The organism is Rhodococcus sp. PvR044, from assembly GCF_040548995.1.
GTDB classification, from domain to species: domain Bacteria; phylum Actinomycetota; class Actinomycetes; order Mycobacteriales; family Mycobacteriaceae; genus Rhodococcus_G; species Rhodococcus_G oryzae.
Genome location: NZ_JBEPSX010000015.1, coordinates 59137 through 85462 on the forward strand (window position 1 = coordinate 59137; position 26326 = coordinate 85462).

At 69.0% G+C, this 26326-nt stretch carries 29 protein-coding genes and 1 pseudogene; 17 read left to right on the forward strand and 13 right to left on the reverse strand.

Annotated features, from left to right (window positions below):
* Window positions 1–36: 36 nt before the first annotated feature.
* On the forward strand, window positions 37–1962 hold the full coding sequence (locus tag ABIC28_RS25150; RefSeq protein ID WP_097214228.1) for a YhgE/Pip domain-containing protein: 1926 nt from the start codon (window positions 37–39) through the stop codon (window positions 1960–1962).
* Between the two features lie 6 nt (window positions 1963–1968).
* Here ABIC28_RS25150 and ABIC28_RS25155 read toward each other — a convergent pair whose 3' ends face one another.
* Entirely contained in the window at window positions 1969–2217 is a 249-nt protein-coding gene (locus ABIC28_RS25155) for a DUF2530 domain-containing protein (protein ID WP_077042749.1), read from the reverse strand.
* 79 nt (window positions 2218–2296) lie between these two features.
* On the opposite strand from ABIC28_RS25155, the gene ABIC28_RS25160 reads away from it, so the two are divergent.
* Together ABIC28_RS25160 and ABIC28_RS25165 are read left to right on the forward strand one after the other, a co-directional pair.
* Window positions 2297–3751 carry an NCS2 family permease gene (locus ABIC28_RS25160; RefSeq protein WP_097214229.1) on the forward strand — a complete coding sequence of 485 codons (1455 nt, stop codon included), beginning with the start codon at window positions 2297–2299 and terminating at the stop codon, window positions 3749–3751.
* A 34-nt stretch (window positions 3752–3785) separates the two neighbouring features.
* Window positions 3786–4217, forward strand: a complete 432-nt coding sequence (locus ABIC28_RS25165; RefSeq protein ID WP_097214230.1) for an Rv0880 family HTH-type transcriptional regulator — start codon at window positions 3786–3788, stop codon at window positions 4215–4217.
* Window positions 4218–4232: 15 nt separating this feature from the next.
* Here the strand turns inward: ABIC28_RS25165 and ABIC28_RS25170 are convergent, their stop codons facing one another.
* A complete protein-coding gene (locus ABIC28_RS25170; RefSeq protein WP_097214231.1) occupies window positions 4233–5435 on the reverse strand; it encodes a GNAT family N-acetyltransferase in 1203 nt (400 codons plus the stop codon).
* Between the two features lie 57 nt (window positions 5436–5492).
* On the opposite strand from ABIC28_RS25170, the gene ABIC28_RS25175 reads away from it, so the two are divergent.
* Together ABIC28_RS25175 and ABIC28_RS25180 are read left to right on the forward strand one after the other, a co-directional pair.
* Complete coding sequence (locus ABIC28_RS25175; RefSeq protein ID WP_027500962.1) at window positions 5493–6299, forward strand: TrmH family RNA methyltransferase; 807 nt, start codon at window positions 5493–5495, stop codon at window positions 6297–6299.
* Entirely contained in the window at window positions 6296–6571 is a 276-nt protein-coding gene (locus ABIC28_RS25180; protein WP_097214232.1) for a DUF2537 domain-containing protein, read from the forward strand. Before ABIC28_RS25175 ends, ABIC28_RS25180 begins: the two co-directional genes overlap by 4 nt.
* A 7-nt stretch (window positions 6572–6578) precedes the next feature.
* Here ABIC28_RS25180 and ABIC28_RS25185 read toward each other — a convergent pair whose 3' ends face one another.
* Both ABIC28_RS25185 and ABIC28_RS25190 read right to left on the reverse strand, forming a co-directional pair.
* A complete protein-coding gene (locus ABIC28_RS25185) occupies window positions 6579–7313 on the reverse strand; it encodes a DUF6928 family protein (protein WP_097214233.1) in 735 nt (244 codons plus the stop codon).
* A 23-nt stretch (window positions 7314–7336) separates the two neighbouring features.
* A complete protein-coding gene (locus tag ABIC28_RS25190) occupies window positions 7337–8050 on the reverse strand; it encodes a lysophospholipid acyltransferase family protein (protein ID WP_097214234.1) in 714 nt (237 codons plus the stop codon).
* 93 nt (window positions 8051–8143) lie between these two features.
* On the opposite strand from ABIC28_RS25190, the gene ABIC28_RS25195 reads away from it, so the two are divergent.
* On the forward strand, window positions 8144–8713 hold the full coding sequence (locus ABIC28_RS25195; protein ID WP_097214235.1) for a TetR/AcrR family transcriptional regulator: 570 nt from the start codon (window positions 8144–8146) through the stop codon (window positions 8711–8713).
* Between the two features lie 261 nt (window positions 8714–8974).
* Here the strand turns inward: ABIC28_RS25195 and ABIC28_RS25200 are convergent, their stop codons facing one another.
* Window positions 8975–10036: a polyhydroxyalkanoate synthase family protein gene (locus tag ABIC28_RS25200; RefSeq protein ID WP_097214236.1), complete on the reverse strand. Its 1062-nt coding sequence runs from the start codon at window positions 10034–10036 to the stop codon at window positions 8975–8977.
* Window positions 10037–10124: 88 nt separating this feature from the next.
* On the reverse strand, window positions 10125–10994 hold the full coding sequence (gene sepH, locus ABIC28_RS25205) for a septation protein SepH (RefSeq protein ID WP_179800715.1): 870 nt from the start codon (window positions 10992–10994) through the stop codon (window positions 10125–10127).
* Between the two features lie 219 nt (window positions 10995–11213).
* On the opposite strand from sepH, the gene ABIC28_RS25210 reads away from it, so the two are divergent.
* The 3 genes from ABIC28_RS25210 to ABIC28_RS25220 are packed head-to-tail and all read left to right on the forward strand — an operon-like array spanning window position 11214 to window position 12884.
* Window positions 11214–11969 (forward strand): hypothetical protein, encoded by a 756-nt coding sequence (locus ABIC28_RS25210; RefSeq protein ID WP_245221041.1) that lies wholly within the window; start codon window positions 11214–11216, stop codon window positions 11967–11969.
* Window positions 11970–12455 carry a nucleoside deaminase gene (locus tag ABIC28_RS25215; RefSeq protein WP_097214239.1) on the forward strand — a complete coding sequence of 162 codons (486 nt, stop codon included), beginning with the start codon at window positions 11970–11972 and terminating at the stop codon, window positions 12453–12455.
* Window positions 12456–12494: 39 nt separating this feature from the next.
* A complete protein-coding gene (locus tag ABIC28_RS25220) occupies window positions 12495–12884 on the forward strand; it encodes a RidA family protein (RefSeq protein ID WP_179800716.1) in 390 nt (129 codons plus the stop codon).
* Window positions 12885–12947: 63 nt separating this feature from the next.
* Here the strand turns inward: ABIC28_RS25220 and ABIC28_RS25225 are convergent, their stop codons facing one another.
* On the reverse strand, window positions 12948–14393 hold the full coding sequence (locus ABIC28_RS25225) for a flavin-containing monooxygenase (RefSeq protein WP_354581369.1): 1446 nt from the start codon (window positions 14391–14393) through the stop codon (window positions 12948–12950).
* Between the two features lie 203 nt (window positions 14394–14596).
* On the opposite strand from ABIC28_RS25225, the gene ABIC28_RS25230 reads away from it, so the two are divergent.
* Complete coding sequence (locus ABIC28_RS25230; protein ID WP_209927500.1) at window positions 14597–14785, forward strand: hypothetical protein; 189 nt, start codon at window positions 14597–14599, stop codon at window positions 14783–14785.
* A gap of 6 nt (window positions 14786–14791) precedes the next feature.
* Here ABIC28_RS25230 and ABIC28_RS25235 read toward each other — a convergent pair whose 3' ends face one another.
* The 3 genes from ABIC28_RS25235 to ABIC28_RS25245 all read right to left on the reverse strand — a co-directional run bounded on the left by ABIC28_RS25235 (window position 14792) and on the right by ABIC28_RS25245 (window position 17750).
* Window positions 14792–15310: a hypothetical protein gene (locus ABIC28_RS25235; protein WP_245221040.1), complete on the reverse strand. Its 519-nt coding sequence runs from the start codon at window positions 15308–15310 to the stop codon at window positions 14792–14794.
* A 150-nt stretch (window positions 15311–15460) separates the two neighbouring features.
* Window positions 15461–16576, reverse strand: coding sequence for a phosphoserine transaminase (serC, locus tag ABIC28_RS25240; protein ID WP_027500951.1), 1116 nt, complete (start codon window positions 16574–16576; stop codon window positions 15461–15463).
* A 49-nt stretch (window positions 16577–16625) separates the two neighbouring features.
* A complete protein-coding gene (locus tag ABIC28_RS25245) occupies window positions 16626–17750 on the reverse strand; it encodes a citrate synthase 2 (protein ID WP_077042735.1) in 1125 nt (374 codons plus the stop codon).
* 237 nt (window positions 17751–17987) lie between these two features.
* Between ABIC28_RS25245 and pdxH the strand changes: the two genes are divergently transcribed.
* From pdxH to ABIC28_RS25275, 6 genes and pseudogenes are all read left to right on the forward strand, one after another.
* Entirely contained in the window at window positions 17988–18689 is a 702-nt protein-coding gene (gene pdxH / locus ABIC28_RS25250) for a pyridoxamine 5'-phosphate oxidase (RefSeq protein ID WP_354581372.1), read from the forward strand.
* Complete coding sequence (locus tag ABIC28_RS25255) at window positions 18686–19963, forward strand: MFS transporter (RefSeq protein ID WP_209927498.1); 1278 nt, start codon at window positions 18686–18688, stop codon at window positions 19961–19963. The genes pdxH and ABIC28_RS25255 overlap by 4 nt, the downstream gene beginning before the upstream one ends.
* Window positions 19964–20059: 96 nt before the next feature.
* Entirely contained in the window at window positions 20060–21007 is a 948-nt protein-coding gene (locus ABIC28_RS25260) for an aldose 1-epimerase family protein (RefSeq protein ID WP_097214243.1), read from the forward strand.
* Between the two features lie 111 nt (window positions 21008–21118).
* Entirely contained in the window at window positions 21119–22417 is a 1299-nt protein-coding gene (locus ABIC28_RS25265) for a citrate synthase (RefSeq protein WP_077042733.1), read from the forward strand.
* 5 nt (window positions 22418–22422) lie between these two features.
* A pseudogene (locus ABIC28_RS25270) lies at window positions 22423–22773 on the forward strand (FKBP-type peptidyl-prolyl cis-trans isomerase); the annotation flags it as partial.
* Window positions 22774–22803: 30 nt separating this feature from the next.
* The gene (locus ABIC28_RS25275; RefSeq protein WP_246045248.1) at window positions 22804–23145 is read left to right on the forward strand and encodes an FKBP-type peptidyl-prolyl cis-trans isomerase; all 342 of its coding nucleotides are present in this window, start codon (window positions 22804–22806) and stop codon (window positions 23143–23145) included.
* 57 nt (window positions 23146–23202) lie between these two features.
* Here ABIC28_RS25275 and ABIC28_RS25280 read toward each other — a convergent pair whose 3' ends face one another.
* The 3 genes from ABIC28_RS25280 to ABIC28_RS25290 all read right to left on the reverse strand — a co-directional run bounded on the left by ABIC28_RS25280 (window position 23203) and on the right by ABIC28_RS25290 (window position 25739).
* Window positions 23203–23607 carry a hypothetical protein gene (locus tag ABIC28_RS25280; protein WP_143548531.1) on the reverse strand — a complete coding sequence of 135 codons (405 nt, stop codon included), beginning with the start codon at window positions 23605–23607 and terminating at the stop codon, window positions 23203–23205.
* Window positions 23608–23712: 105 nt separating this feature from the next.
* Window positions 23713–24999 (reverse strand): sensor histidine kinase, encoded by a 1287-nt coding sequence (locus tag ABIC28_RS25285; protein ID WP_502945069.1) that lies wholly within the window; start codon window positions 24997–24999, stop codon window positions 23713–23715.
* A gap of 32 nt (window positions 25000–25031) precedes the next feature.
* On the reverse strand, window positions 25032–25739 hold the full coding sequence (locus tag ABIC28_RS25290) for a response regulator transcription factor (protein WP_097214258.1): 708 nt from the start codon (window positions 25737–25739) through the stop codon (window positions 25032–25034).
* A gap of 153 nt (window positions 25740–25892) precedes the next feature.
* Between ABIC28_RS25290 and ABIC28_RS25295 the strand changes: the two genes are divergently transcribed.
* Window positions 25893–26326 (forward strand): DUF222 domain-containing protein (locus ABIC28_RS25295; protein ID WP_354581379.1); only part of this gene is annotated, 434 nt, incomplete at its 3' end.

Sequence of the window (26326 nt, forward strand, 5' to 3'; positions counted from 1 at the left end):
TCGTCCAGCTTTGCGGTCACGAGAAGAGGTCACCCCATGGCGGCAGCAGCCACCCCTGGCGTTCCCGACCAGCCCACGCGTCGGATCCATCTCAGCCGTGGAGTGCTCGCCGCTATCGTGATCGCCCCGCTGGCGCTCATCGGCTTCTACATGTGGGCGCTGTGGAACCCCGGTGACACCCTCGACCGGTTGCCCGTCGCGATCGTCAACAACGACGCGGGCGCGGACATGGACGGCACCCGACTCGAGGCAGGCAAGGACGTGGCCGCCTCGCTGATCGAGAGTGGCGATGTCGCCTGGCAGGAGGTGGACCTGGAGCAGGCCACCGCGGGTGTCGAGGACGGGGAGTACTACTTCTCGCTGGTGATCCCGCAGGACTTCAGCGCCGACATCGCCAGCGCCGGGACGCCCGACGCGCAGAAGGCGCGGCTCGAGGTCGTCTACAACGACCACAACAGCCTGGTCGCGACGCCGGTCGGCGAGGGTCTGATGGCGCAGGTGCGGTCCGCGGTCTCCGAATCGATCGGCGAGCAGTCGGTGGACCAGGTGCTCGTCGGGCTCGGCGACGTGGGCAAGGGGCTCGAGGAGGCCGCCTCGGGGGCTCGCCAGCTCTCGGCGGGTACCGGGGAGGCGCTGTCGGGCACCACCCAGCTCGCTGACGGCAGCGTCGAGCTCTCCTCGGGCCTGAGCGAGGCGTACGCGGGCAGCGGGGAGCTCTCCGCGGGCGCCTCGGAGCTCGCCGCGGGCGCCGATGAGGCAGCGGCGGGCGCGGCCGAACTGAACAACGGCCTCTCGCAGCTGGTTTCGGGCACCGACGAGCTGGGCGCGGGCGCCAAGCAGATCAGCGAGGTGATCGACACGGTGGTCGGTCCGCTCGTCGACACGATGGTCGCCGCCGGGCTCCCGACCGGTGACGAGGACGTGGCTGGCCAGCTCAAGCAGCTGCAAGCGGGCGCGCGGGAGCTCGCCTTCCAGCTCTCGGACCCGGCGGCGGACTACCGGGGCGGGCTTCAGTCCGCGGCCGCGGGTGCAGGCGAACTGTCGGGCGGGCTGGGTCAACTGGCCGACGGTGCGCACCAGCTCGACGCGGGCGCGGCCGAGCTGAACTCCGGACTGGGACAGCTCGACGCGGGCGGCGTGCAGTTGCGCGACGGCCTCGGTGAGCTCCAGGTCGGAGTCGGACAGCTCGACGACGGCAGCGCGGAGCTCGCCAAGGGTCTCGCCGACGGCGCGGCACAGGTGCCTGCGTTCACGCCGGACGAGCGCAAGGCCACGGCCGCGATGCTCGCGTCACCGGTGAGCCTGAGCCCGCAGAACATCAACGTCGCGGCCGGTTTCGGTCCCGGTGCCGTGCCGGTGGTGATGTCCGTGGCGCTGTTCCTGCTCGGGATCCTCATCTGGTTCGTGATCAGGCCGACCAGGCGCGACGGGCTCCGGCGCTACCGGATGCCCGCCGCGATCATGGCAGGCGGCGCCGTGCTGGCCTCGATCGCCGCGATCACCCTGACGGGCGCGGAGCCGCCGAGCGTGGTGATGATGGTCGCGGTGATGCTGCTGATCGGCGCGGCGGCCCTCGCGCTCGCCCGGATGCTCACCGTCGTTTTCGGTGCCGTCAACGGCACCTTCATCGCGCTGGGTCTGTTGATGGTCCAGCTGTTCTCGTTCGGCGGTGTGTTCCCGATCGAGCAGATGCCGCAGCCGTTCCGTTGGCTGCAGGCACTGATGCCGCTCACCTACGCGAGGAACGCCCTCCGGATGACGCTCAGCGGCTACTACGGTCCGAGGTTCTGGTTCGCGGTCCTGGTACTGCTGGCGCTGGTGGCCGCCGCCGTGGCGGTGACGCTCTGGTGGCGCAGGCGAACGGAGGATCCGGTCGCGGGTGAGGAGTATCACGACGAGTACGACGAGCTGGAGGAGTTCGAGGCCGGGGACGACCCGACGATGGAGCCGAGCCGGGTCTAGGCCCGGTCAGCTCAGGCCGCGCTGCGCGCCCTTGCTGCCGCGGCGCGCGGCGGCCCGCTGGACGAGGAACAGCGTGAATCCGAGTGCGCCGACGGCCAATCCGGCCAGACAGATCGGCAGCGCCGCGTGCCAGCGCTCACCCGAGGCGAGCACCACCGCGGTGGTGACCAGCCAGGCGAGTGTGCCGATCGTCACCACCGGACGCGGATCGGTGAGCCTGCGAGGGATCAACGGGTCGTCGCGGGTCTCGGTCACATGATTAAGCTACCCGTTCCCCTTTGCCCTAACCTCCCAGGTGCGACGCGCACCTTCGGCGATTGGGACATTGGACGCTATGGCTGGAACCTCGAGGCTCCTGGACAACTACTTCAAGATCACGGAACGTGGTTCCACGGTCAGCAACGAGGTCCGCGGCGGCCTGGTCACCTTCGTGGCGATGGCGTACATCGTCGTGCTCAACCCGCTGATCCTCGGCAGCTTCTCTCCTGACGACGCGGCCGCGAAGACGGACGTGCTCGGCAACATCCTGCCGGTCACCCAGGTGGCGGCGGTGACGGCGCTCGTCGCCGGTGTCATGAGCATCGCGTTCGGCATCATCGCGAACTACCCGTTCGGCATCGCCGCGGGCCTCGGCATCAACGCGCTGCTCGCGGTGACGATCGCGCCGCAGGTCACCTGGCCGGAGGCGATGGGCCTGGTGGTGATCGACGGCATCATCATCGTGGTGCTGGCGATCTCGGGCTTCCGGACCGCGGTGTTCAACGCGGTCCCCGACGCGCTCAAGTCGGCCATCGTCGCGGGTATCGGCATGTTCATCGCGTTCATCGGATTCGTCGACGCCGGCTTCGTCCGGCGCATCCCGGATGTCGCGGGCACCAGCGTTCCTGTCGGATTGGGAATCAGCGGCTCCATCTCCACTTGGCCGACGGTGATCTTCGTCTTCGGCGTGCTGCTGATGGGAATCCTGGTGGCGCGCAAGGTCCGCGGTGGCCTGCTCATCGGCATCGTGGTGACGACGGTGCTGGCCGCGATCATCGAGGCGATCTGGCATGTCGGCCCCTCGAAGGGGGTGAACCCGAGCGGCTGGAACCTCAGCGTCCCGACGATGCCGGACGTGCTCGCGCAGATGCCGGATCTGAGCCTGGTCGGCGACGTGAACCTGTTCGGGGCCTTCACCCGGATCGGTGTGCTGGCCGCCAGCCTGCTGGTCTTCACCCTGGTGCTCGCCAACTTCTTCGACGCGATGGGCACCATGACCGGCCTCGGTAAGGAAGCCGGACTCGCCGATGAGCACGGCAACCTGCCCGGGATCGGGAAGGCCTTCGTCGTGGAGGGTGCAGGCGCGATCGTCGGCGGTGGCGCGTCCGCCTCCTCGAACACGGTGTTCGTCGAATCCGCCTCGGGCATCGCGGAGGGCGCCCGCACCGGGCTGTCCAACGTGGTCACCGGACTGCTGTTCCTCGCCGCGATGTTCCTGACCCCGCTGTATTCCGTGGTGCCGATCGAGGCCGCGGCGCCCGCCCTGGTGATCGTCGGCGCGCTGATGATCGGCCAGGTCCGCGACATCGATTTCACCAAGTTCGACATCGCGCTGCCGGCGTTCCTGACCATCGTCGTGATGCCCTTCACCTACTCGATCGCGAACGGCATCGGCGTCGGCTTCATCGCCTGGGTTGTGATCGGTGCGTTCAGCGGCAAGATCAAGCAGATCCACCCGCTGTTGTGGGTGGTCGCGGGCCTGTTCGTGGCCTATTTCGCAGTCGGACCCATCACGGATGCGATTACCTGAACCGCTTGTCAGGTAGTGCCGTATCCTCCGGAGGGTGACATTGGATACTCGCACCCTGGCCAGTGATCTCTCGTTGGCCGTCGTGCGTCTGACGCGGCATCTCCGCGGGCGGCGCACCGACTCTCAGGTGTCGTTGACGCAGCTGTCGGCGCTTGCCAGCCTCTCCGCGGACGGGCCGATGACGCCGGGTGCGCTTGCGGCCAAGGAGCGGGTGCAGCCGCCGTCGATGACCCGGGTCATCGCCTCGCTCGCGGAGCTGGGCCTTGTCGTGCGGACACCGCACCCCACCGACGGCCGCCAGATCATCGTGTCCCTCTCGGACCCCGGTCAGGCCCTGGTGACAGACGAGACCAGCGCCAGGGAGAAGTGGATGAACGATCGCCTTGCGGCGCTCGACGACTCGCAGATCGCCGTGCTCCGCGAGTCGGTCGAGATCATCAGTTCGATGGTCAGCGACTCGGAGTAGCGCCTCCGCGTCGGCCTAGAAGTGCCAGCCTGCGAACGGTTCCCGGTCGGCGCGGAAGGCCAGATCCAGCAGGTCGAGGACCGCCTCGTCGCTCGTCCACAGCCGCCCGGCCCGAGCGAACGAGCGCGCCCGGTGACCTCCGAGGTACAGGCTGCCGAGTACGTCTAGATCGAGACGGGCCTGCGGCGGAGCATCGGTTCGGTTGACCGTGGCCCGGCCGTCCACCACCCGCAGTGAGAAATTGCCGCCCGCGTCGAGGAACGGGTCGTGGATCTCGAGGACCACGTCCAGGTCGACGGCGAAGGTGCGCGCGGTGAGCGCGGCAGGCACGTCCATGATGCGCACCCAGACGGCGTCGTCCCGCGAGGTCACCCGCGGCAGCCGGGCATCGGTCAGCAGCCACGGCAGCGGGTCGTCCGCGGCCTGATCGACCCGGATCTCGCTCATCAGGTCCATACCCGCGAGCACCCGCCACAACGCCGCATACGACTCGTCGGTCGCGGCGACGAGGTCATCGACCACCGCGACCATCCCGCCAGGGGTCTGCTTGCGACGATAGGTCGCGTAGCCGTCCGCGTGCACCAGATAGAACAGGGCGGAGGCGCCGTCGCGGCGGTGCTCGAGATCGGCGAACATCCGGTCCCAGTACACCTTCGGCCGGGCCAGGGCCCCGGGAGTGCGCGCCTGCCAACGGTCGTAGATCGCGGGCAGCGCCGCGCGGGCGTCGGCTGGTGGCACCAGGGCCACCCCGCCCGGATCCGCTGCGGTGTCACGGATCCGGGCCGAACGCCGGTCCACCGACACCGCGAGCTCGCTGGTCGCGGGACCGTAGCCGAAGCGGCCGTAGATGGTGGCCTCGGTGGCGGTGAGGATCGACAACGGTGCGTCCGCCGCGACGAACCGCCGGTGCTGTTCGGTGAACAGTGCGCGCAGGATGCCGCGCCTGCGGTGGGTCGGCGCGACCGAGACCCAGGAAACCCCCGGCAGATCCAGCTGGGTTCCGCCGGGGACGGTGATCCGCATCGCGAAGTGCATCACCACCGCGACGGGCCGGTCGCCGTCGGTGGCCAGGATGACGTCCTCCGTTCGGGCGAACCGCCGGGTGAAGGCCATGTCCTCGTCGGTGGGGTGGAAGCCGAACGCGTGCGCATCGAGCAGCGCGACCGCGTCCCAGTCCGTCTCCGTTGCCGTCCTGATCGCGATCGCCCTTTCGGTCATCCTTCGAGGGTGGCACAGATTTGTAGGTGGCACTGTGGTGTACGGCAGGATGGCGGTGTGGTTCACGTAATCGATATCGACGATCCGGCCGACACCCGCCTGGACGACTTCCGCGACCTGAACTCGTCGGATCGGCGTCCGGATCTGCCGGAGGGCAAGGGTCTGGTGATCGCCGAGGGCGTGCTGGTGGCGCAGCGGTTGCTCGCCTCCCGGTTCGAGCCGATCAGCCTGCTCGGCGTGGATCGGCGGCTGAGCGAGCTGGCCGACGATCTCGAGGGCGTCGACGTCCCGTTCTACCGGACCTCCGCCGACGTGATGGCCGAGGTGGTCGGGTTCCATCTCAACCGCGGCGTGCTGGCAGCCGCGCACCGCCCACCCCCGCTGGAGCTGGAGGAGGTGCTGCGCGGTGCGCGCACCGTCGCGGTGCTCGAGGGCGTCAACGACCACGAGAACATCGGCTCGATGTTCCGCAACGCCGCGGGACTCGGGGTCGACGCCGTCCTCTTCGGCGGCAGCACCGCCGACCCGCTGTACCGGCGGGCGGTGCGGGTGTCGATGGGGCACGTGCTGCGGGTGCCGTTCGCGCGGGTGCCGGAGTGGCCGCGCGGGTTGCATGTGCTCAGGGACAACGGATTTCAGCTCATCTCCCTGACCCCGAATCCGTCGGCGGTGACGCTGGCCGAGGCGATGACGGGGGACAAGGTGGCGCTGCTGCTCGGGGCCGAGGGGCCGGGACTGTCGGAGTACGCGATGCGCAACACCGATGTGCGCGCGCGGATTCCGATGGCGCCGGGAACCGACTCCCTGAACGTGGCGACCGCGGCCGCGATGGCGTTCTACGAACGGGTCAGGACGGCCGGATGAGTGGTCCGGTCGGCGCCCGCACACCGTGGGCCACCGGCCTTGTGGTGTCGGGTTTCGCGGCCGTGCTCACCGGCGTCGGGGTGGCCGCCTGCGGGGCGGCGATGGCGGCGGTGCACCCGCTGCTGGCGCTGGTGGTCAATGTGCTGGTCGCGGTCGGTGTGGCGCCGACACTGTGGCAGTGGCGGACGGTGCCGGTGTGGCGCTGGGCGGTGCTCGGCGCCGTGGTGGGAGTCGTCGCCGGGTGGATCGCATTGCTGGCCGGGGCCGGCTGACCTCGGGTCAGTCGAAGCCGAACCCGAACCACTGGCGGATCCCGCGGAAGAGTCCGACCCGGGGCGCGCGGTCGGGCTTTCCTGAGAGGATCGAGGGAGGCGCCTCGCCCTCCTTGTAGACGGCGAAACCGCAGACTCCGACGGTGGCGGGGTCGATCTCGCCGTCGCGGACGGGCCCGGTGTAGCGGAACCCGAGCCACTCGGCGTTGGCCGCCTCGGCGAACTCGCCGGGATGGAACGGCAGCGCCTGCGGGTCGGGCAGCACCTCCGCCGGGTAGGCCATGGGATGTTCTCCGGCCCAGAACCCTCGTTCCCACACCAGCGGCAATCCGAAGTCCTCGTAGATGTGCACCGGCGTCGCGCTGAACGAGCGGCGCAGGGCCCCGCGTTCCCAGTACGCGAAAGATGCCCAGGCGGTGTCCGGTTCGGTACACATCAGATAGGTGCGCTCGGAAGCCAGTGGGCGAGTCCAGGATTCATCGAGTTTCGACGGATCGTGCACCGTGAGGTTCGATCCGCACACGACCGTGAGCCCGGGATAGCTGCCGACGTAGACCACGCCGGGTGACACCCCGGCCGAGGTGGCGAGGGGGCCGGGTTCGAGTGGCGTGATGATCATTTCGGGATAGAGCTTGCCGACCAGCGCGTGTGCCGCCTCGGCGTCGGGCTCGGGATGATCGCGGAGGACGGCCATGGGATCGGGGGCGTCGACGTACCAGATAGTTGATGCTTTGGCCCCCACAGCCTGCACCTCCCTTTCGTCGCTTACCTGAAAGGGTACGACCTGGGCGCGGTTTCGTGTGGGAGCGAAACCCCCACCCGTTTGGCCGCATACGCGTCCACGTATTCCTGGTCGGAGTTGGCGAGCAGGGTCCGCATCAGTTCGTCGGTCGCCTCGCGCACCGTCCCTTCGCTCGGAACGGCCGCGCGGTGATGCGCCAGATCCAGTGGCGCGCACACGGTGATGTGGACCTTGCCGAACCGCCACATCCGGGAACCGATCGGATTGACCGCGGGCGTGCCGCGCATCACCACGGGCAGGACCGGGGCGCCGGTGGGCAGCGCGACCCGCATGACGCCGGTCTTGCCGCGGTGCAACCGCCCGTCGGGTGAGCGGCTGCCCTCGGGGTAGATGCCCCAGACGCCGCCCGCCTCGAGAATCCCGGTCGCCGTCGTCAGTGCGCCCCGAGCGGCGTCCGCCCCGCTGCGGTCGATGGGGACCTGTCCGGTACAGGAGAAGAACCAGCGCGTGAGCCTGCCCTTGAGTCCGGTGCCGGTGAAGTACTCGCTCTTCGCCACGAAGGTGATGCGCCGTCGCACCATGAGGACCAGGAAGAACGAGTCGGCGACGGTCAGGTGGTTGCTTGCGAGGATCACCGGCCCGGTCGGCGGAATGTGCTCGGCGCCCTCGATCGTCGGCCTGCCGAACAGGCGCAGGACGGGTCCGATCAGGACGTACTTGAACAGCCAGTACCACACAGTGCGCGCTCCCGAGGTGATCGATCGACCGGTCGTAGACAGTGTCTACGCGTAGGTCGCCGATTCTGTCACCGAGTGTTAGACAATGTCTACGTGGACGACGAACCGCTACGGGACAAGCTGGTCAGGTGTGGTGTCGAGCTGCTCGAGCGGGAGGGCATCGCGGGGGTCAGCCTGCGCGCGATCACCAGGGCGGCGGAGGTGTCGCACGGCGCCCCGCGCCGGTACTTCCCGACACACAAGGCGCTGCTCGCGGCGATCGCGGCCGAGGGCCTTGCCGACCTCGCGGCCGTTGTCCGGTCCACCCTGGACGACGGCGACCTGCCTGCCCGGGACCGGCTCGTCGCGCTCGGCTGGGCCTACGTGCGCTTTGCCGATCGTCGGCGCGCGATGTTCGAGCTGATGTTCCGCCACGACCTGCTCGAGGGTTCGGGGGCGGAACTGCGGAGCACGAGTCTGCCGTTGTTCGGGTCGCTCGTCGCGCTGGTGGAGGAGGCGACCGCGGGCAGCGCGGATGCCAGGGAGCGGGCGCTCGGGATCTGGACGGGACTGCACGGGATGGCCGTGCTGGCGGCCGACCGCGCCCTGCAGGTCATCGGGGACCCGCAGGGCGCGGGCGCCCTCGTCGGTCGGACCGTGGACGCGCACCTCGCCCACGGATGAGCCCTCATGCCGAAAGCAAACAGGCAGCGATTCACTTTTCTGTAGTCTCCGCGTGACCATCGATCACAACTGGAAAGAGAAGCGATATGGGATCTCTCGGTGAATTTCTGCTCAGTGACGCCAACCCCCTGTCGGGCGTGATCGGGGGCATCTTGTTGACGATCGCCATGATTTTCGGCTCGACGGGGATCTAGCTTGCTCGAGGGCTCGGGTGCGGAGCTGCGACGCACCCGAGCCTGCTGCTCTTCGGCGGGTGAGCCCTCAGACCAGCTGCGGTGCGGTCTCGCTCAGGAAGTCGTCGATCTGCGCCCAGGTGGTCTGCTTCGCGCCAGGGCCCGCCAGCAATCCGAGGTGGCTGCCCGGCGCGGTCTCGAATCGGACCGATGGGGCCCCGGTCAGCAGGTCGGTGATGCGCGCGACGGAGGCGACCGGCGCGATGACGTCATCGGTGCCGCCGACCGCCAGCACCGGCACCGATAGCGCGGACAGCTCGACCGTGCGGGATCCGAGCCGGAATTGCCCCGCCGCCAGGGTGTTTCCCAGGATCAACTGGGTGCAGATCTGATGGAAGAACCGGGCCGGGTAGCCCGGCATGGCGGCCATGAACTTGTCGATGGATTCCATCCGGGCCAACGTCTCGGTGTCGTGCAGGTTGCGCGCGATGAACCACGGCTTGGTCAACTCACGCTGCAGTGCCGTGACCCGGTAGCTGGCCTGCACCACGGGGGCGGGCAGGCCGCCCAGTGCCCAGGTGGCGGTGGTGAGCGGCCGGTCTCCGGTGATCCGGCCGATGGCCCGCAGCGGTGCGATGGCCGCGATCTCCGTGTAGTCGACCGGCGTGCCGATCGCGGCGATCGTCCTGATCGGGAGGTCGGCGTGCGCCGCCCCGGTGAGCAGCGAGATCGTCCCGCCCAGGCTCCATCCGATCAGGTCGACGGGCGCGCCGTCGTGCAGCTCGGAGACGTGCCGCAGGGCCTCCGGGATGATGTCGTCGACCCAGGCCTCGAAACCGAGGCCCCGGTCCGCGGACGTCATGGTGCCGTAGTCGACGAGGTAGGGCGTACGACCACTGTCGAGCAGGTGTGCCGCGAGGCTCTGGCCCGGGCGCAGGTCGTAGCACTGGGCAGGCGCGGCGAGCGGGGGCACCAGGAGGACCGGGTTGGTGCCGATCTGGGGGCCGAACCGGTACAGGTCCCGGTGCAGGCCGCGGGTGATCTGCTCGGACGGGGTCGGCTCGGCCGCCTGGACTCCGTCGCCGAACGTCAGGCCCCATGCGTTCCGGGTCAGCGTGTTCAGCCGCGGACGCCAGTCGAAATCAAGCACAGTCTTCCCCCTGCTCACGTCAGATACTTAGTGTTACTCGGCGTAACTCTAAGTGATCCCCCGTGGCGGGAGTCGGTTCGGGTATCGGTCAGCCGCGACCGCTGCTGCGCACGCCGAGCAGGACGTCGTCCCAGGACGGCAGTGAGGGCTTGCCGCGCTTGTCCTTCGCGCCCTGGTGCTGCGGCGCCGGCTTCGGTTGGTGCTCCTCGTCCTCGGCGGGGACGATGTCCTCCTCCTCGAAGAGGGCATCCATGGCGCCGGGTTCGAGCGACTCGGACTCCGCCATCTCTTCTTCGACCTCGGCCTCGATCACGGCTTCGAGGACTGGGGAGTGCGGGTCCTCGGCGGAGATCGGGGCGAGTCCGCGCAGCGGGCGCCCGAAATCGGGATCGATCAGGTCGGTCGCGGCCGCATCGAGCGGGGCGATGGTGCCGCCGTGGGAGTCCGGCTGGAAACGCCAGTGCGCCGCATTGCGGGTGCGCCCGGCCTGCCATTCGAGCTGGGCGATCCAATGGCCCTCGTCGTCGCGCCACGCGTCCCACTCGGCCTCGTCGAGGTTGTGGCCGCGGGCGCGGAAGGCGAGGCCGACGATCTCGGCCAGGGTCAGGACGGTGGGGCCGTTCTCGCGCACCGGGTGACCGGCCTGCGCCATCTCGGCGGCACGCGAGCGTTCGAGGAGCACCGGGTGCGCGAAGGTCTCGATCTTCTTGACCGACACACCGGCCTCGGTCGCCACCTGCTCGACCGTGGCACCGGCCCGGATGCGGGCCTGGATGTCGCGGGGGCGGATGCGGCTCTCGGTCTCGATCTCGATCTGCCCGAACCGGGCGACGTCGCCCCGAGAGGCGGCGCGAAGCTTGTCGTCGGCTGGTACACGAAAGCGCTCGCCGCTCTCGCTGTCGGCACACACGATGTGTGTTCCGTCGGGCTCAAGTCCGATCACTCGAAGTTCTCGCACCGTGACCTCCCTCATCGCGTAGCTCGCGATATTGCCCTTGCCGACTGTAATCGACCCGTGATGGGGGTCGGGTCAGGACACGCCTCGCCCGGTCAACAGGTTTGGATCGGGGCGCGCTATTGTCTCTGGCCGAAATTCTGTCGAATTCGGGGCTACCCTCAGGAAATCGGACGTGGTCGGACCGGCGAGGGCACAGCGATGATCGAGAAGGCTCCGGATATGCGGGCAGCTCCCTCGCCCGCGCGTCGGGCGTGGGACGCGGTCGGCGCGATGCTCGACGGCCCCCTGACCGGGCTCGCTCCGTGGATCGTGCTCGCGGTCGTCGAGGGTCCGGGTCGCCTCGCCTGGGCTGCCGGGATCGCACTGTCGCTCTCTGTGTTGTTCGTCGCCGTCGATCTGCTGCGCGGGCGGTCCATGAAACTGCTCGGCGTGATCGACGTCGTGTTCTTCGCGGCGCTGCTGGCGGTGCACTTTCTGCTCGACCAGGCGGGGCAGGACTGGATGGAGACCTGGGTCGGCGAGATCGCGAACATCACGCTGGTGGTCATCGCGGTCGGCTCGATGCTGGCCCGGATGCCGTTCACCATCCAGTACGCGCGCGAGGAGGTGGACGAGCAGTACTGGCGGACACCGCGGTTCCTGCGGATCAACTACGTGATCACCGGCGTGTGGGCCGCGGCGTTCCTGGTCGCCGCGATCGCCGGGTTCTACGGCGATGCGGTGCTGCGCGACAGCGACAACCTGTGGACGGGGTGGGTGATCCAGACCGCGGCGATGCTGATCGCGCTGCAGTTCTCGGCCTGGTATCCGGAGGATCCGCGACCACCACTGAGCGCGTTGCTGGCCCCGCTGGCGGTGTGGCTGATCCCGGTCGGCATCCTGATCCTGACCGCCGACGGCGGCCCCGGCTGGTTGGGATACACCTTCATCGCGGCGGGGGTCGCCGCACAGGCATTTCTGCGAAAGGGAGAGTAGATGACTGGCCTCGAAGCCGATGACCTCGCGAACCTGCGCAGGGCAATCGAGCTCGCGAACGAGACCGGAGAGGCAGGCAACCGGCCGTTCGGTGCGGTGGTCGTCGGCGCGGACGGCGAGGTGATCAGCGAGGGCGCGAACTCCGTGGCCACTTCCGGCGACGTGACCGAGCACGCGGAACTCGACGCGATCACCACCGCCTGTGCGGAGGGTCGCACGGACGACCTGGTCGGCAGCACCGTGTACGCGAGCGGGGAGCCGTGCCCGATGTGCGGCGCGGCGATGGTGTGGGCGGGGGTGAGTCGGGTCGTGTTCGCGGCGTCGGCTGCGGGGTTCGGCGCGATCCTCGAGGGTGGACCGCGCTTCGGGCTCGGGTGTGCGGACGTCATCGCGTCCGCCGATGCAGGCATCGAGGTGAGCGGGCCGCACCTCGGCGACGAGGCGCTCGACCCGTTCCTGCGCTTCGTGGCGGCGAACCCGGACTAGCCTGCGGAAGGCGACTCGGCGGCTGACAGAATCAGCGCCATGTCGAATCGAAACAACATCTCGTCCGGCTCCGACTGGGAGTCGAAGATCGGATACTCGCGGGCCGTCCGCATCGGCCGGCAGGTGTCGGTGTCCGGTACCACCGCGTCGGGACCCGACGGCCCGGTCGGCGGTGACAGCCTCGCCGAGCAGACCCGTGAGGCGGTCAGCCGGATCGTCGCCGCCCTCGCAGAGGCGGGCGCGAAGCCCGAGGACGTCATCCGCACCCGGATCTACCTCACCGACATGAGCCGCTGGGAAGAGGCCGGTCTCGCGCACGGTGAGGTCTTCGGCGAGATCCGTCCCGCCACCACGATCCTCGAGGTGAGCGCGCTCATCGATCCCGCGCTGCTTGTCGAGATCGAGGCCGACGCGATCATCGCGGAGTAGATCTCCACTCGCCGCAACAGGTCAGCCCCCGACGCGAAGTCGGGGGCTGAGCTGTTTCCCGGATCAGGAGCTGAACTGCATCGCGTCGTCCTCGAGCCGGCCGTGCCGCAGCGTCACCACATCGTGCGCGTAGCTCATGCCGAGCTGCCACGGTGCCTTGGTGCCGGTCCTGGGGAACTCGTCGATGGAGCGCTGGACATAACCGGCGGCGAAGTCGAGCAGCGGGCGGGTGGACAGGGCCGGGTCGTCGTTGGTCGGCACGCACACCGTGTGACCCTGCCGGTCCATGTGCGCCAGGAGACGGCACACGTAGTCGGCGACGAGGTCGGCCTTGAGCGTCCAGGACGCATTGGTGTAGCCGACCGTGAAGGCGAAGTTGGGCACGTCGCTGAGCATCATGCCCTTGTAGGCGAGGGTGTCCGGCAGAGATACCTCGCGGCCGTCGACGGCGAATTCGATCCCTCCGAACGCGAGCAGGTTCAGGCCGGTCGCGGTCACGATTACGTCGGCCGCGAGCTCCGCGCCGGACTCGAGCTCGAGGCCCCGCTCGGTGAAGGTCGCGATCCGGTCGGTTACCACCGACGCCTCGCCGTGGCGGATCGCCCGGAACAGGTCGCCGTCCGGCACCAGGCACATCCGCTGGTCCCAGGGGTTGTAGCTCGGCGTGAAGTGGGTGTCGATGTCGTACCCGGCGGGCAGTGCTCGCTGCTGGGCTCGCCGGAGGTACCACTTGACCAGGCGTGGCTGGCGCTGGCTGAGTTGGTAGGTGGCGGTGGAGAACGCGACGTTCTTCCAACGGGCGATCGGGTAGGAGAGCCTGTCGCCGAGCAGTCGCCGCAGCCCGTTGGTGGTCGGGTCCTTGGCGGGCAGGGCGGCGATGTAGGTGGGGGAGCGCTGCAGCATCGTCACGTGCTCGGCCCGGTCGGACATCGAGGGCACCAGGGTGACGGCGGTGGCGCCACTGCCGATCACGACGACCCTCTTGCCGGTGTAGTCGAGGTCCTCGGGCCAGTGCTGGGGGTGCACGATCCGGCCCTGAAAGCGGTCGGTGCCTTCGAAGTTCGGAGTGAATCCCTCGTCGTAGCGGTAGTAGCCGCTGCAGACGTAGAGGAAGTCGCAGGTGACCGCGACGGTGTCGTCGCCGTGCGTGGCCTCCACGGTCCATCGGGTGTCTTCGCTCGACCACTGGGCACGCACCACCCGGTGTCCGAATCTGATCTTCTTGTCGATCCCCGCCTCGCGGGCGGTGTCCCGGACGTACTCCAGGATGGCCGGGCCGTCCGCGATCGACTTCTCGTCCGTCCACGGGCGGAACCGATAGCCGAGGGTCTGCATGTCGGAGTCCGACCGGATCCCGGGGTAGCGGAACAGATCCCAGGTGCCCCCGATGGCGTCGCGGGACTCGAAGATCGCGAAGGACCGGGTGGGGAACTTGGCCTGGATCTGGTGGGCGGCGCCGATCCCGGACAGTCCGGCACCGACGATCAGCACGTCGATGTGTTCGGTCACGGCGGACCTCCTCGGAGACGGGGCAATGTATGTGTGACCGAAGGTACCGCATAGGCTGTGGTTCCGAAATGGTGACCGGTCGCCACTGTGTTGACTTGTGATCCCCTGTCGCCTTTACTTAGGCAGACCTAACGAAGGGCACGCTAAGTTAATTTCTGGTGGAGGGCCTTCGTGCTCACCGCAGTTGTCAGGACCGATCTGCCATGTATGACATCTTCACCCTTGCCCGTGCGGCCGACGCCGTCGCCGACCTGTTCGACGACCCGACCTTCCTCGCCGACACGGCCCGCCGCGCATCCGCGGAGGAGGTCACCGCGTTCTCCGCGTTGCTCGAGGCGGCGGGCCGCGACGATGTCCGAGCGAGTTTCCTGACCACGATCACCGGCCCCTAGGGGCGGCTACCCGCCCGCGCCGTTGTTCGGGTTGGTGCAGATGGTGCCCTCGCACGGGACTACCTCGCCGTCGCCGTTCGGGTTCTCCATCACCGCGCCGCCGTTCTGCTGCGGGTCGGTCCCTGCGCCGTGGTCCGGGTTGGTGCAGATGGTGCCCTCACACGGAACGTACTTTCCGCTGCCATCGGGGTGCGGGATGGCGTCCGGTGCGACGTAGCTGCCGATGGGGCATCCCGGATCCTGGTTGCGCGCACAGTATTCGGTGCTCAGGTTGTTGCCGGTGGAGCCGTCCGCGCCGACGGGTCCTTGTGCCGGGGACACCACGACCGGCGGCAGCGACACCGGAGGGGTTTCCGGGGTCAGTGCGGCCGGGGTCGCCGGCGCGGCCGTGGTGGTCGGCGCGGACGTGGTCGACATCGCCGCCGACGTCGTGGTCGTGGATATGTCCGAGGAGTCATTTCCGCATCCCGCGGCGAACGCGGCCAGGGTCAGTGCGGCGAGGACGACGAAACTGCGTTTGAACATCAAGCGATTCCCTCCCAATCGATGTCAGTCGCTGCCGATCCTGTCATCCCCGGGCCGAGAAGTGCGGCAACCCATGCGGATGCGGTCTGCCGTAGAAAGCAGTCAGCCCCCGGCAGGCGATGTCGGGGGCTGACTGTTGCTGGGTTCGGCTCAGAGCTGGCCGACCACCCAATCGATGCTCTTGGTCAGCGCGGTGACGTCCTCGGGATCGATCGCCGGGAACATACCGACGCGCAGCTGGTTGCGGCCCAGCTTGCGGTACGGCTCGGTGTCCACGATTCCGTTGGCGCGCAGGATCTTCGCCACCGCAGCTGCGTCGATCTTGTCGTCGAAGTCGATGGTGCCGACGACCTGGGAGCGGTGCGCCGGATCGGCGACGAACGGGGTGGCGAACTCGCTGGCCTCGGCCCAGTTGTACAGGCGCGAGGACGAATCGGCGGTGCGCTTGGTGGCCCAGTCCAGCCCGCCGTTGCTGTTCATCCACTCGATCTGGTTCGCGAACAGCAGCAGGGTGGCCAGCGCCGGGGTGTTGTACGTCTGGTCCTTGGAGCTGTTGTCCACCGCGATCGGCAGCGACAGGAAGTCCGGGGTCCAGCGGCCCGTGGACTTGATCTCCTCGACGCGGGCCAGGGCGGCCGGGCTCATGATCGCGATCCACAGCCCGCCGTCGGAGGCAAAGCACTTCTGCGGTGCGAAGTAGTAGACGTCCGAGTCGGCGATGTTCACCGGCAGGCCGCCCGCACCGGAGGTGGCGTCGATCGCGATGAGCGCGTTCTCCGAGCCGGCCGGACGCGACACGGGGATCGCGACACCGGTGGAGGTCTCGTTGTGCGCCCAGCCGATGAGGTCGACCGACGGGTCCGACACGGGCGCGGGCGCGCTGCCCGGCTCGGCCGAGACGACGATCGGGTCACCGATGAACGGGTTGGCCTTGGCCACCGAGGCGAACTTGGAGCTGAACTCGCCGTTGGTCAGGTGCAGGGACTTCTCGCGGATCAGGCCGAACGCGGCCGCGTCCCAGAACGCGGTGGTGCCACCGTTGCCGAGCACCACCTCGTAGCCCTCGGGCAGCGAGAAGAGGTCGGCCAGGCCGGAACGCACCCGGGCGACGACGTCCTTGACCGGCTTCTGACGGTGGCTGGTGCCGAACACCGAGGCGCCAACGTCCACGAGCGACTGGAGCTGCTCGGGGCGGACCTTGGACGGTCCGCAACCGAATCGGCCATCGACGGGCTTGAGGTCGGCGGGGATGATCGGGGTGGTCATCGGTTCGAGTTCCTTCTCGTTGGTGGTGCGAACGGGCAGAGGGCCCGAATCAGCCGGCGATCTGGTCCCAGCCCTGGACGGACTCGGGGGTGCGGGGCTCGGGTCCGGTGTAGATGGCAGCCGGGCGGACCAGCTTGCCGAGACGCTTCTGCTCCATGATGTGCGCGCACCAGCCGGCGGTACGGCCACAGGTGAACATCGCGGGCATCATGTGCGCCGGGACCTCGGCGAAGTCGAGGATGACGGCGGCCCAGAACTCGACGTTCGTCTCGATCGCGCGGTCCGGGCGGCGCTCGCGCAGCTCGGCGAGGGCGGCCTGCTCGAGCGCGGCGGCGGCCTCGTAGCGGGGCGCGTTCAGACGCTTGGCGGTGGCGCGGAGCACGCGGGCGCGGGGGTCCTCGGCGCGGTACACGCGATGCCCGAAGCCCATCAGCTTCTCCTTGCGGTCCAGGATGCCCTTGACGAGAGCGCGGGCGTCGCCGCTCTTCTCGGTTTCCTCGATCATCGGGAGGACGCGGGCCGGGGCGCCGCCGTGCAGCGGGCCGGACATCGCGCCGATGGCGCCGGAGAGCGACGCAGCGACGTCGGCGCCGGTGGAGGCGATGACCCGGGCGGTGAAGGTGGAGGCGTTCATGCCGTGCTCGGCGGCGGAGACCCAGTACGCGTCGATGGCCTCGGTGTGCGCCGGGTCCGGGTCACCCTTCCAGCGGGTCATGAAACGCGCGGTGACGGTGGGGCATTCGTCGATGACCTTCTGCGGCACGGCGGGCTGGTAGACACCGCGGGCCGACTGCGCCACGTAGGACAGCGCCATCACCGAGGCGCGGGCGAGCTGCTCGCGGGCGGTGTCGTCGTCGATGTCGAGCAGCGGCTGGTATCCCCAGATCGGCGCCAGCATGGCCAGGCCGGCCTGCACGTCGACGCGGACGTCGCCGGTGTGGATCGGCAGCGGGAACGGCTCGGCGGGCGGCAGGCCCTGGCCGAACTCGCCGTCGACGAGCAGTGCCCAGACGTCGCCGAAGGTGACGCCGCGACCGACCAGGTCCTCGATGTCGACTCCGCGGTAGCGCAGCGCGCCACCGTCCTTGTCAGGCTCGGCGATATCGGTGGTGAAGGCGACGACGCCCTCGAGACCGCTGACAAAATCCTCGGGTACTGCCGCGCTCGCTGCCATTGCTCGTGGACTCTCCTCGTCGTCTTCGGTATTCGCCCGGTCCGGGCTGCTCCGCCTAAGTCATCGCCGTCTGCGGGGCGCATGCATGGTGTGCAGGCTCTGCGCCGCCGTGACTGGTGACCCTGCCTCGCGGGAATCGCGGGTGCGATCCACGGTCGACAGGGTGGGTCAGGTCAAACTCTAGCCCGTTGCGTGGCGTGGGTGAGCGGCACATACCCGGGAGTAACGTCAGCGGCTGTGTCACCCGATTCCGAGCCCGAGTCCGCCGCGAACCCCGACCTCGCCGCGATGCGGGTCGGCTATGCCCATCAGGACCCGAATCCTGCTGTGCCGGAGGGAAATCTCGGCGCGGAATCGCTGCGCGGAGGCTGGTACCCGTTGCTGCGCCGGTGGCTGGACCAGGCGCGCTCGTCCGGCATCGCCGAACCCAATGCGATGGTGCTCGCCACGGTCGACGCGGCGGGCAGGCCGGCCTCGCGGACGGTGCTGTGCAAGGGGCTGTCCGAGGACGGGCTGGTGTTCTACACCAACTACGAGTCGAACAAGGCGCGGGAGCTGGCCGGCTTCCCCTACGCGTCGGTGACCTTCTCCTGGATCGCGTTCGCCCACCAGGTGACGATCAGGGGATCGGTCTCCCGGGTGGACCCGCTGGTCACCGAGAAGTACTGGCACACCCGGCCGCGTGGTTCCCAGCTCGGTGCCTGGGCCTCGAACCAGTCGAGCCCCATCGATTCCCGCGCCGCGCTCGAGGCGCAGCTGGCCGAGGTCACGGCCAGGTTCGCGGACGTCGACGACGTGCCGGTGCCCCCGAACTGGGGTGGCTTCCTGCTCCGTCCGGACAGCGTGGAGTTCTGGCAGGGCAGGGCGAACCGGATGCACAACCGGGTGAAGACCACGCTGACGGACGGCGTCTGGACCGCGGAGCGATTGCAGCCTTGACCGAGGTCACGCGCAGGCGGCTGCTGGCCGACGTCACGCCGCTGCAGAACCAGGACTTCCGTCGGCTGTGGGTGGCGGGCATCGTCACCGTGATCGGCGCCCAGATCAGTGTCGTGCTGGTGCCGCTCCAGGTCTACGAGATCACCAGGAGTTCGGCCTATGTCGGATTGACCGGCCTGTTCGGGCTGGTCCCGCTCGTCGTCTTCGGCCTGTGGGGCGGCGCGCTCGCCGATGTGATGGACCGCCGCAGGCTGATGACGTTCACGACGATCGGGCTCGCGGTCACCTCGGTGCTGTTCTGGGCGCAGGCCGCGGCGGGGGTGAACAACGTCTGGCTGGTGTTGGGGCTGTTCTCGCTGCAGCAGGCGTTCTTCGCGGTCAACTCGCCGACCCGTAATGCGATCATCCCGCGGCTGCTGCCCTCGCGAGCGCTGCCTGCCGCCAACTCGTTGAACATGACGGTCTTCCAGTTCGGCGCGATCGCGGGCCCGCTGCTGGCGGGTGTGCTCGTCCCGTTGACCGGGCTGGCCGTGCTGTACCTGGTCGACGCGATCGCGCTGATGGCGACGCTGTGGGCGGTGCTGCGGTTGCCCGCGCTGCCGCCGACCGGCACCGCCACCAGGGCCGGGCTCCGGGCGGTGCTCGACGGCTTCGCGTACCTGTCCACGCAGAAGGTCCTGCTCGCGTCGTTCGTCGTCGACATCATCGCGATGGTGTTCGGCATGCCGAGGGCGCTGTTTCCGCAGATCGCGCACGAGAGCTTCGGCGACCCGGTGAGCGGCGGCGTCGCGCTGGGTCTGCTGTTCGCGGCCATGTCGGCGGGCGCCGTGATCGGCGGCGTGTTCTCGGGGTGGCTGCCTGGGGTCAGGTACCAGGGACGGGCGGTGGTGGCCTGCATCGTGGCGTGGGGCCTGGCGATGGTCGGCTTCGGTGTCGCCGTCGGGTTCGCCACCCCCGAAAGCTCGGCGGTATTGCTCTGGGTTGCCCTCGGTTTCCTCGCGTTCGGCGGCGCCGTGGACATGGTCTCGGCCGCGTTCCGCAGCACGATGCTCCAGCAGGTGGCGACCGACGAGATGCGCGGGCGGCTGCAGGGGGTGTTCATCGTGGTGGTCGCGGGCGGGCCGCGGATCGGCGACGTCCTGCACGGCGCGGCGGCCTTCGCGGTCGGCACCGCGGCCGCCGCGGCCGGCGGCGGGGTGCTGGTGGTGATCGGGGTAGGACTGGCCTGCCTCGCGTTCCCGATGTTCCTGCGGTACCGGGTGCGGCGCGACTGATCTCACGCGACCGATCCCACGGGGCGGTGGCTTTGGTGGGATGGGTGCCGTCGCGCGCCGATTGGTGGACACTGTGTGCCATGTGCGAGTCGTGTCATGTCTGAGTCCGTCAACGGCGCCGTTCGCTCGTCCGGTCTGAGCAGCTTCAAGATCGAGCACGGTGATTACCGCGCCGAGGTCGTCCCCCGTGGGGCCGGTCTCCGGCTGCTGGAGATCGGCGGCAGTCCGCTCACCGAGACCTCGCCCGCGGGGGAGAAGCCGCCACTGTCCGCCGGACTGGTCCTCGCGCCGTGGCCGAATCGGATTCGCGACGGCTACTTCATCTTCGACGGCGTCGAACATCAGCTGGCCATCACCGAGCCCGCCAGGAACAACGCGATCCACGGGCTGGTGCGCCGCGACGACTGGGAGCTCGAGGAGCACACCCCGAACCGGGTGCGGCAGAGCATCCGCCTCGGCCTGCACAAGGGCTGGCCCTACCCGCTGCAGCTCACGACAACGCACGAGCTGGGACCGGCGGGGCTGACCGTCACGCACACGGCCGAGAACATCGGCGCGATGCCTGCACCGTTCGGGATGGGCGTGCACACCTTCGTCCGGGCCGGCGACACCCCGCTCGACGAGTGCACGCTGCGGCTGACCGCGGGCACCCGGTTGCCGCTGGACCAGGAGCGGATGCTGCCGGTGGGCAACTCCGAGTCGGTGTACGGCACCGAATTCGACTTCACCGCCCCCCGCTCGCTCGACGGCGTCTGGCTGGACACGCCTTTCAGCTCGATCGTCCCGGATCCGGACGGCCGTGCCCGGCATGAGTTACGCGCCCCGGACGGTTCGGGGGCGGTGCTGTGGACCGACCGCCAGTTCGGCTGGATCCAGGTGTTCACGGCGGATCCGGAGCGCGGTCAGGGCTATCCCGGCCGCGGCCGAGCGCTGGCGATCGAACCGATGACCTGCCCGCCGGACGCGTTCAACACGGGCATCGACCAGGTGGTACTGCGGTCCGGCGAGACCTGGACGGGGACCTGGGGTCTCGGCGCGCTCTAGTGGTAAATCCCACTCGGCGTGGACCCTCCCTGGGCAAGGGGGCGTAACAGCGACTAGGTTCTATCCGACTGATAGTGCTACTCGCTGATCCGAGTTTGAGAGGGATCCTTCGTGCCCGCTGCCGATGACACCACACCGACGCTCAGCTACCCCGGTGGCGAACATGCGATGACGATTGCCCGAGCAACTGAGGGCAATGACGGCATCGAGCTGGGCAAGCTCCTGTCCGCGACCGGGTACACCACCCTGGATCCCGGATTCGTCAACACCGCCTCCACCAAGTCGGCGATCACCTACATCGACGGCGAACAGGGAATCCTGCGTTACCGCGGCTACCCGATCGAGCAGCTCGCGGAGGGCTCGACCTTCCTCGAGGTCAGCTACCTGCTGATCTACGGCGAGCTGCCCTCGGTCGACGAGCTGGCCGCCTTCACCACCCGCATCCAGCGCCACACGCTGCTGCACGAGGACCTCAAGCGGTTCTTCGACGGTTTCCCGCGCAACGCGCACCCGATGCCGGTGCTGTCCTCCGCGGTGAACGCACTGTCCGCGTACTACCAGGACTCGCTGGACCCCGACGACCCGGAGCAGGTGGAGCTTTCCACCACGCGCCTGCTCGCGAAGATGCCGACCATCGCGGCCTATGCGTACAAGAAGTCCGTCGGGCAGCCGTTCCTGTACCCGGACAACTCGCTCTCGCTCGTCGAGAACTTCCTCCGGATGACGTTCGGCTTCCCGGCCGAGCCGTACGAGGTCGATCCCGAGGTCGCCAAGGCGCTGGACATGCTGCTGATCCTGCACGCCGACCACGAGCAGAACTGCTCGACGTCGACGGTGCGCATGGTCGGCTCGTCGGACGCCAACCTGTTCACCTCGGTCTCGGCCGGCATCAACGCGCTCTGGGGCCCGCTGCACGGCGGCGCCAACCAGGCCGTGCTCGAGATGCTCGACGAGATCAAGGCAGGCGGCGGCGACGTCAAGGAGTTCGTCCGCAAGGTCAAGAACAAGGAAGACGGCGTGAAGCTCATGGGCTTCGGGCACCGCGTCTACCGCAACTACGATCCGCGCGCGGCGATCGCCAAGAAGGCCGCGGACACCATCCTGGCCAAGCTCGGCGGCGACGACGAGCTGCTCGAGATCGCGAAGGCGCTCGAGGAGGCCGCGCTCACCGATGACTACTTCATCGAGCGCAAGCTGTACCCGAACGTCGACTTCTACACCGGCCTGATCTACCGCGCGATGGGCTTCCCGACCCGGATGTTCACCGTGCTGTTCGCCATGGGCCGGCTGCCCGGCTGGATCGCGCACTGGCGCGAGATGCACGAGGACCCGGCCACCAAGATCGGCCGCCCGCGTCAGATCTACACCGGCTACAACGAGCGTAACTACACCGATCTGGGAAGCAGGTGACTCGGATGAGTGACGAGCCCGTGATCGAGTTCCAGGACGGCCCCCCGCCGACCGAGCTCGTGATCAAGGACATCACCGTCGGCGACGGTGCGGAGGCCACGCCCGGCGCCAAGGTCGAGGTCCACTATCTCGGCGTCGAGTTCGAGTCCGGCGAGGAGTTCGATTCCTCCTGGAGCCGCGGCGAGTCCATCAACTTCCCGCTGTCCGGCCTCATCGCCGGCTGGCAGGAGGGCATCCCGGGGATGAAGGTCGGTGGGCGCAGGCAGCTCACCATCCCGCCGGAGCTGGCCTACGGTCCGGCAGGCGCCGGGCACCAGCTCTCGGGCAAGACCCTGGTCTTCGTCATCGACCTGCTCGATGTCGTGGTTCCGCCCGCCGCACCGGTCATCGAGCCCGCGACGGGTCCGGCCCCGGCCGAGCTGGTCATCGAGGACATCACCGTCGGTGACGGCGCGGAAGCGCAGCCCGGTGGCGTCGTCGATGTCCACTACCACGGTGTCGAGTTCGACACGAACAAGGTGTTCGATTCCTCGTTCCAGCGTGGCGAGTCCGTGAAGTTCCCGCTCGGCCGGCTGATCCCCGGTTGGCAGGAGGGGATCCCCGGCATGAAGGTGGGCGGTCGCCGCAAGCTGACCGTCCCGCCGGAGCTCGCCTACGGGCCGGCCGGCTCGGGTCACCCGCTCGGCGGCAAGACCCTGGTCTTCGTCATCGACCTGCTGGACGTCTAGCAGATCTTTGCCTCGAGAGGCCCCGTATCGCGTTGCGGTACGGGGCCTTTCGCGTGCTCAGGGTTCGAGGACGAACGGCACGTTCACGACACAGGTGATCGCGCCCGGTAGCTGGTAGCTGCCGGCGACCTGTCCGATGCCGAAGCCTCCTGCCGCGGGACCGGTCGTGACGATGATGGTCTTGATGTCGCCCGGGTCGAGACTCACCGACGGTGTCGTTCCGCCGGGGAACTGAAAGAAGTTCCTCACCACGATCCCGCCCAGGCCACTGGGGATTTGCGCGTTGTGGATCTTGATGGTCCCCGATGGACCCGCGACCACCGGTCCGCACGCAGGGTCGGTCCCGATCTGACCGCCCATCGGGGTGGCGGCGCCGGCAACCGGCGCGCTGAACAGCGCGCCCGCGGCGGCGGCTCCGGCGATCAGCAGCGCGGCGGACACACGGGTATTTCTGGTGAGCATTGTTCTTCCCTTCGCGAGTCGTCTAGGGATGATGGCGACCGCCCGGTTTGCGGGCGTGCCGTTGTCCATCGTTACTCGCTCAGGGGCGATCGCACATCCCCCGGCTCACGGCCGGTGCGGGAACTCCAGCACCAACCGGGCCCCACCGAGGTCGCTGACCTCGAAGTATGCGCGGCCGCCGTGCAGCTGCGCCTGCTGTGCCACGAGCGCCAGCCCGAGGCCGGAACCGCCCTTGCTGGCGCCGGCGCCGCGGTAGAAACGCGCGAAGACCGCCTCGCGCTCGGCCTCGGGCACCCCGGCGCCGTCGTCGTCGACGGTGATCCTGACGGTGTCGGGGGACGTGCGGCGGGCGGCGAGGACCACCAGCGTGGCGCCGCCGTGGCGGATCGCGTTGGCGATGGCGTTGTCCAGCGCCAGGCGCAGCCCGGCAGACAGGCCGCGGATCACCAGCGAGGGCTCGGATTCGACCCGGACCTGTACGTCCGGATGGTGTCGCCGCGCGTCCTGGGCGGCGAGGTCGCAGAGTTCTACGACATCGGTCGGGACGTGGTCGTCGTCGCTCGACAGTTCCCCGGAGGCGAGGCGTTCGAGCGCGGACAGGGTGGCCTCGACGCGGCCCTGGGTCCGGGCCAGGTCGGCGAGGATCTCGGCCCGCTGTGACTCGTCGAGCTGGAGGGTGCTGAGCACCTCGATGTCGGTGCGCATCGCGGTCAGCGGGGTGCGCAGCTCGTGCGCGGAGACGGCCGCGAAGTCGCGTGCGGTATCGAGGGCGGCGGTCGTCTGCGACTGGGCCTCGGCGATGCGTCGCAGCATGAGCTCGATGGCGTCGGCCAGCTCCTCGGCCTCGCGGACCCCGGACGCGGTCGGCGGCGGGCCCTCCTGCGGTGGTCCGCCGCCGATCTGGTGGGTGAGCTGCACGATCGGGCGGACGGCCCGTCCGCCGAAGATCCAGCCGAGTCCGGCCGCGGCGGCGATCGCGAGCAGCCCGGCGATCAGCACCCATTGCTGCTGATCCGCGGTCACGTCCTTGGCCTCGGCGGCGGGCACCGCCAGCGAGACCGTCGTAGTGGTTCCCGCCACTGCGGTGGTGTTCACGCGGTACGCGGTGTGGTCGACGTTCACCGTGGCCGCGCCCTCGGGCAGCTCGGGGAGCTGGGTGGGGGTGCTGGCGGCGAGCGCGCCGTCGTTGCGGATCGTGACGGCGAACGCGCCCGCGTCGCCGAACCGGGGCAGGAACATCGAGGCGGTGCCGATGTTGACGATCAGCACCTTCGCGGCGGTCTCCAGCCTGCGGTCGAGCTGGCTCATGTTGTTGCGGGAGATCGCGAGGGCGACGAAGACGCCGAGCAGCGCGACGATGATGGTGGCGCCGAGGGCGGTGGCGGCCGCCACCCGGACCCGCAGCGAGTACGAGTGCCCGCGCCTCACGGCATTTCCCGGAGCACGAACCCGACTCCTCGGACGGTGTGCAGGAGGCGGGGCGAGCCGTTCGATTCGAGCTTGCGTCGCAGGTAGCCGACGAACACGTCGACCACGTTGGTGTCGGCGACGAAGTCGTAGCCCCATACGAGCTCGAGCAGCCGCTCCCGGCTCAGCACGACGCCGCTGTTGCGGGCGAGGATGGCCAGCAGCTCGAATTCTCTTTTGGTGAGCTCGATTTCGCGGTCGCCCTCGTGGGCCCGCCTGCCCAGCAGGTCGACGGTCAGCGGGCCGACGGTGATCGCACCCTGCGGTGCGGGTGCGGCGGGCGGCGTTGTCCTGCGGCGCAGCATCGCGCGGATGCGGGCGACCAGTTCGGCGAGTACGAAGGGTTTGACGAGGTAGTCGTCGGCGCCCGCCTCGAGCCCCGACACCCGGTCGTCGACGGAGGCGCGGGCGCTGAGCACGCAGATGGGGATGTCGTTGCCCATGGCACGCAACGCCGTGACGACGCTCGCGCCGTCGAGGACCGGCATGTTCATGTCGAGGACGATGGCGTCGGGGGAGCGGTCGGCGACGACGGTGAGAGCCTCGGCCCCGTCCGAGGCGGTCAGGATCGTGAAGCCGGACAGGCGCAGGCCCCGTCGCAGGGACACGAGCACGTCCTCGTCGTCATCGACGACGAGGAGGGTGGCGTTGGCGGGTTCGGTCACCACGCCATTGTGCCCGGAACGGTGATGGAAATTCTGCGGCAAGGCGCTGGTGTCAACCTGGATTGACACTCGTCTGGGCGGCGCATAGATCTGGGTGGGTCCAACGCCGAAACTCTTGATTTCTTGTCAGACCCTCGGCATAGAATCGAATGTATGTTCGAGAACGGTGGCGGGGTCGGTGAGGTGAGGTCCGGTGTCGAGGCGGAGGCCGCCTCGCTGCTGGCCGATGTCGCTGCCCTCGACGAGGTCGGTAGGTCTTGTCGGGCGGAGAATCGGTTTGCGGCGCGGAAGGTGTTGGCGGCGGGCCGGTTCTGGGAGTCGTGGATCGAGCGCGATGTCCGGTTGGGGTCGGGCGACATCGTGGACTGTGGCAACGGTGCGGTCGCCGAGTTGGCGGTGCGGATGGGCTGCTCGAAGACGGTCGCGGAGTCCCATGCCTCGCTGGGGATGGACCTGCGGTTGCGGCTGCCCCTGGCGCGTGCCGCGTTCGAGTCCGGTGAGTTGGATCTGCCTCGGGTGCGGGCGATCAGTCGCGAGACGACGGGGCTGAAGCCGGAGACGGTGGCCGCGTTGGAGCCGGGGATCGT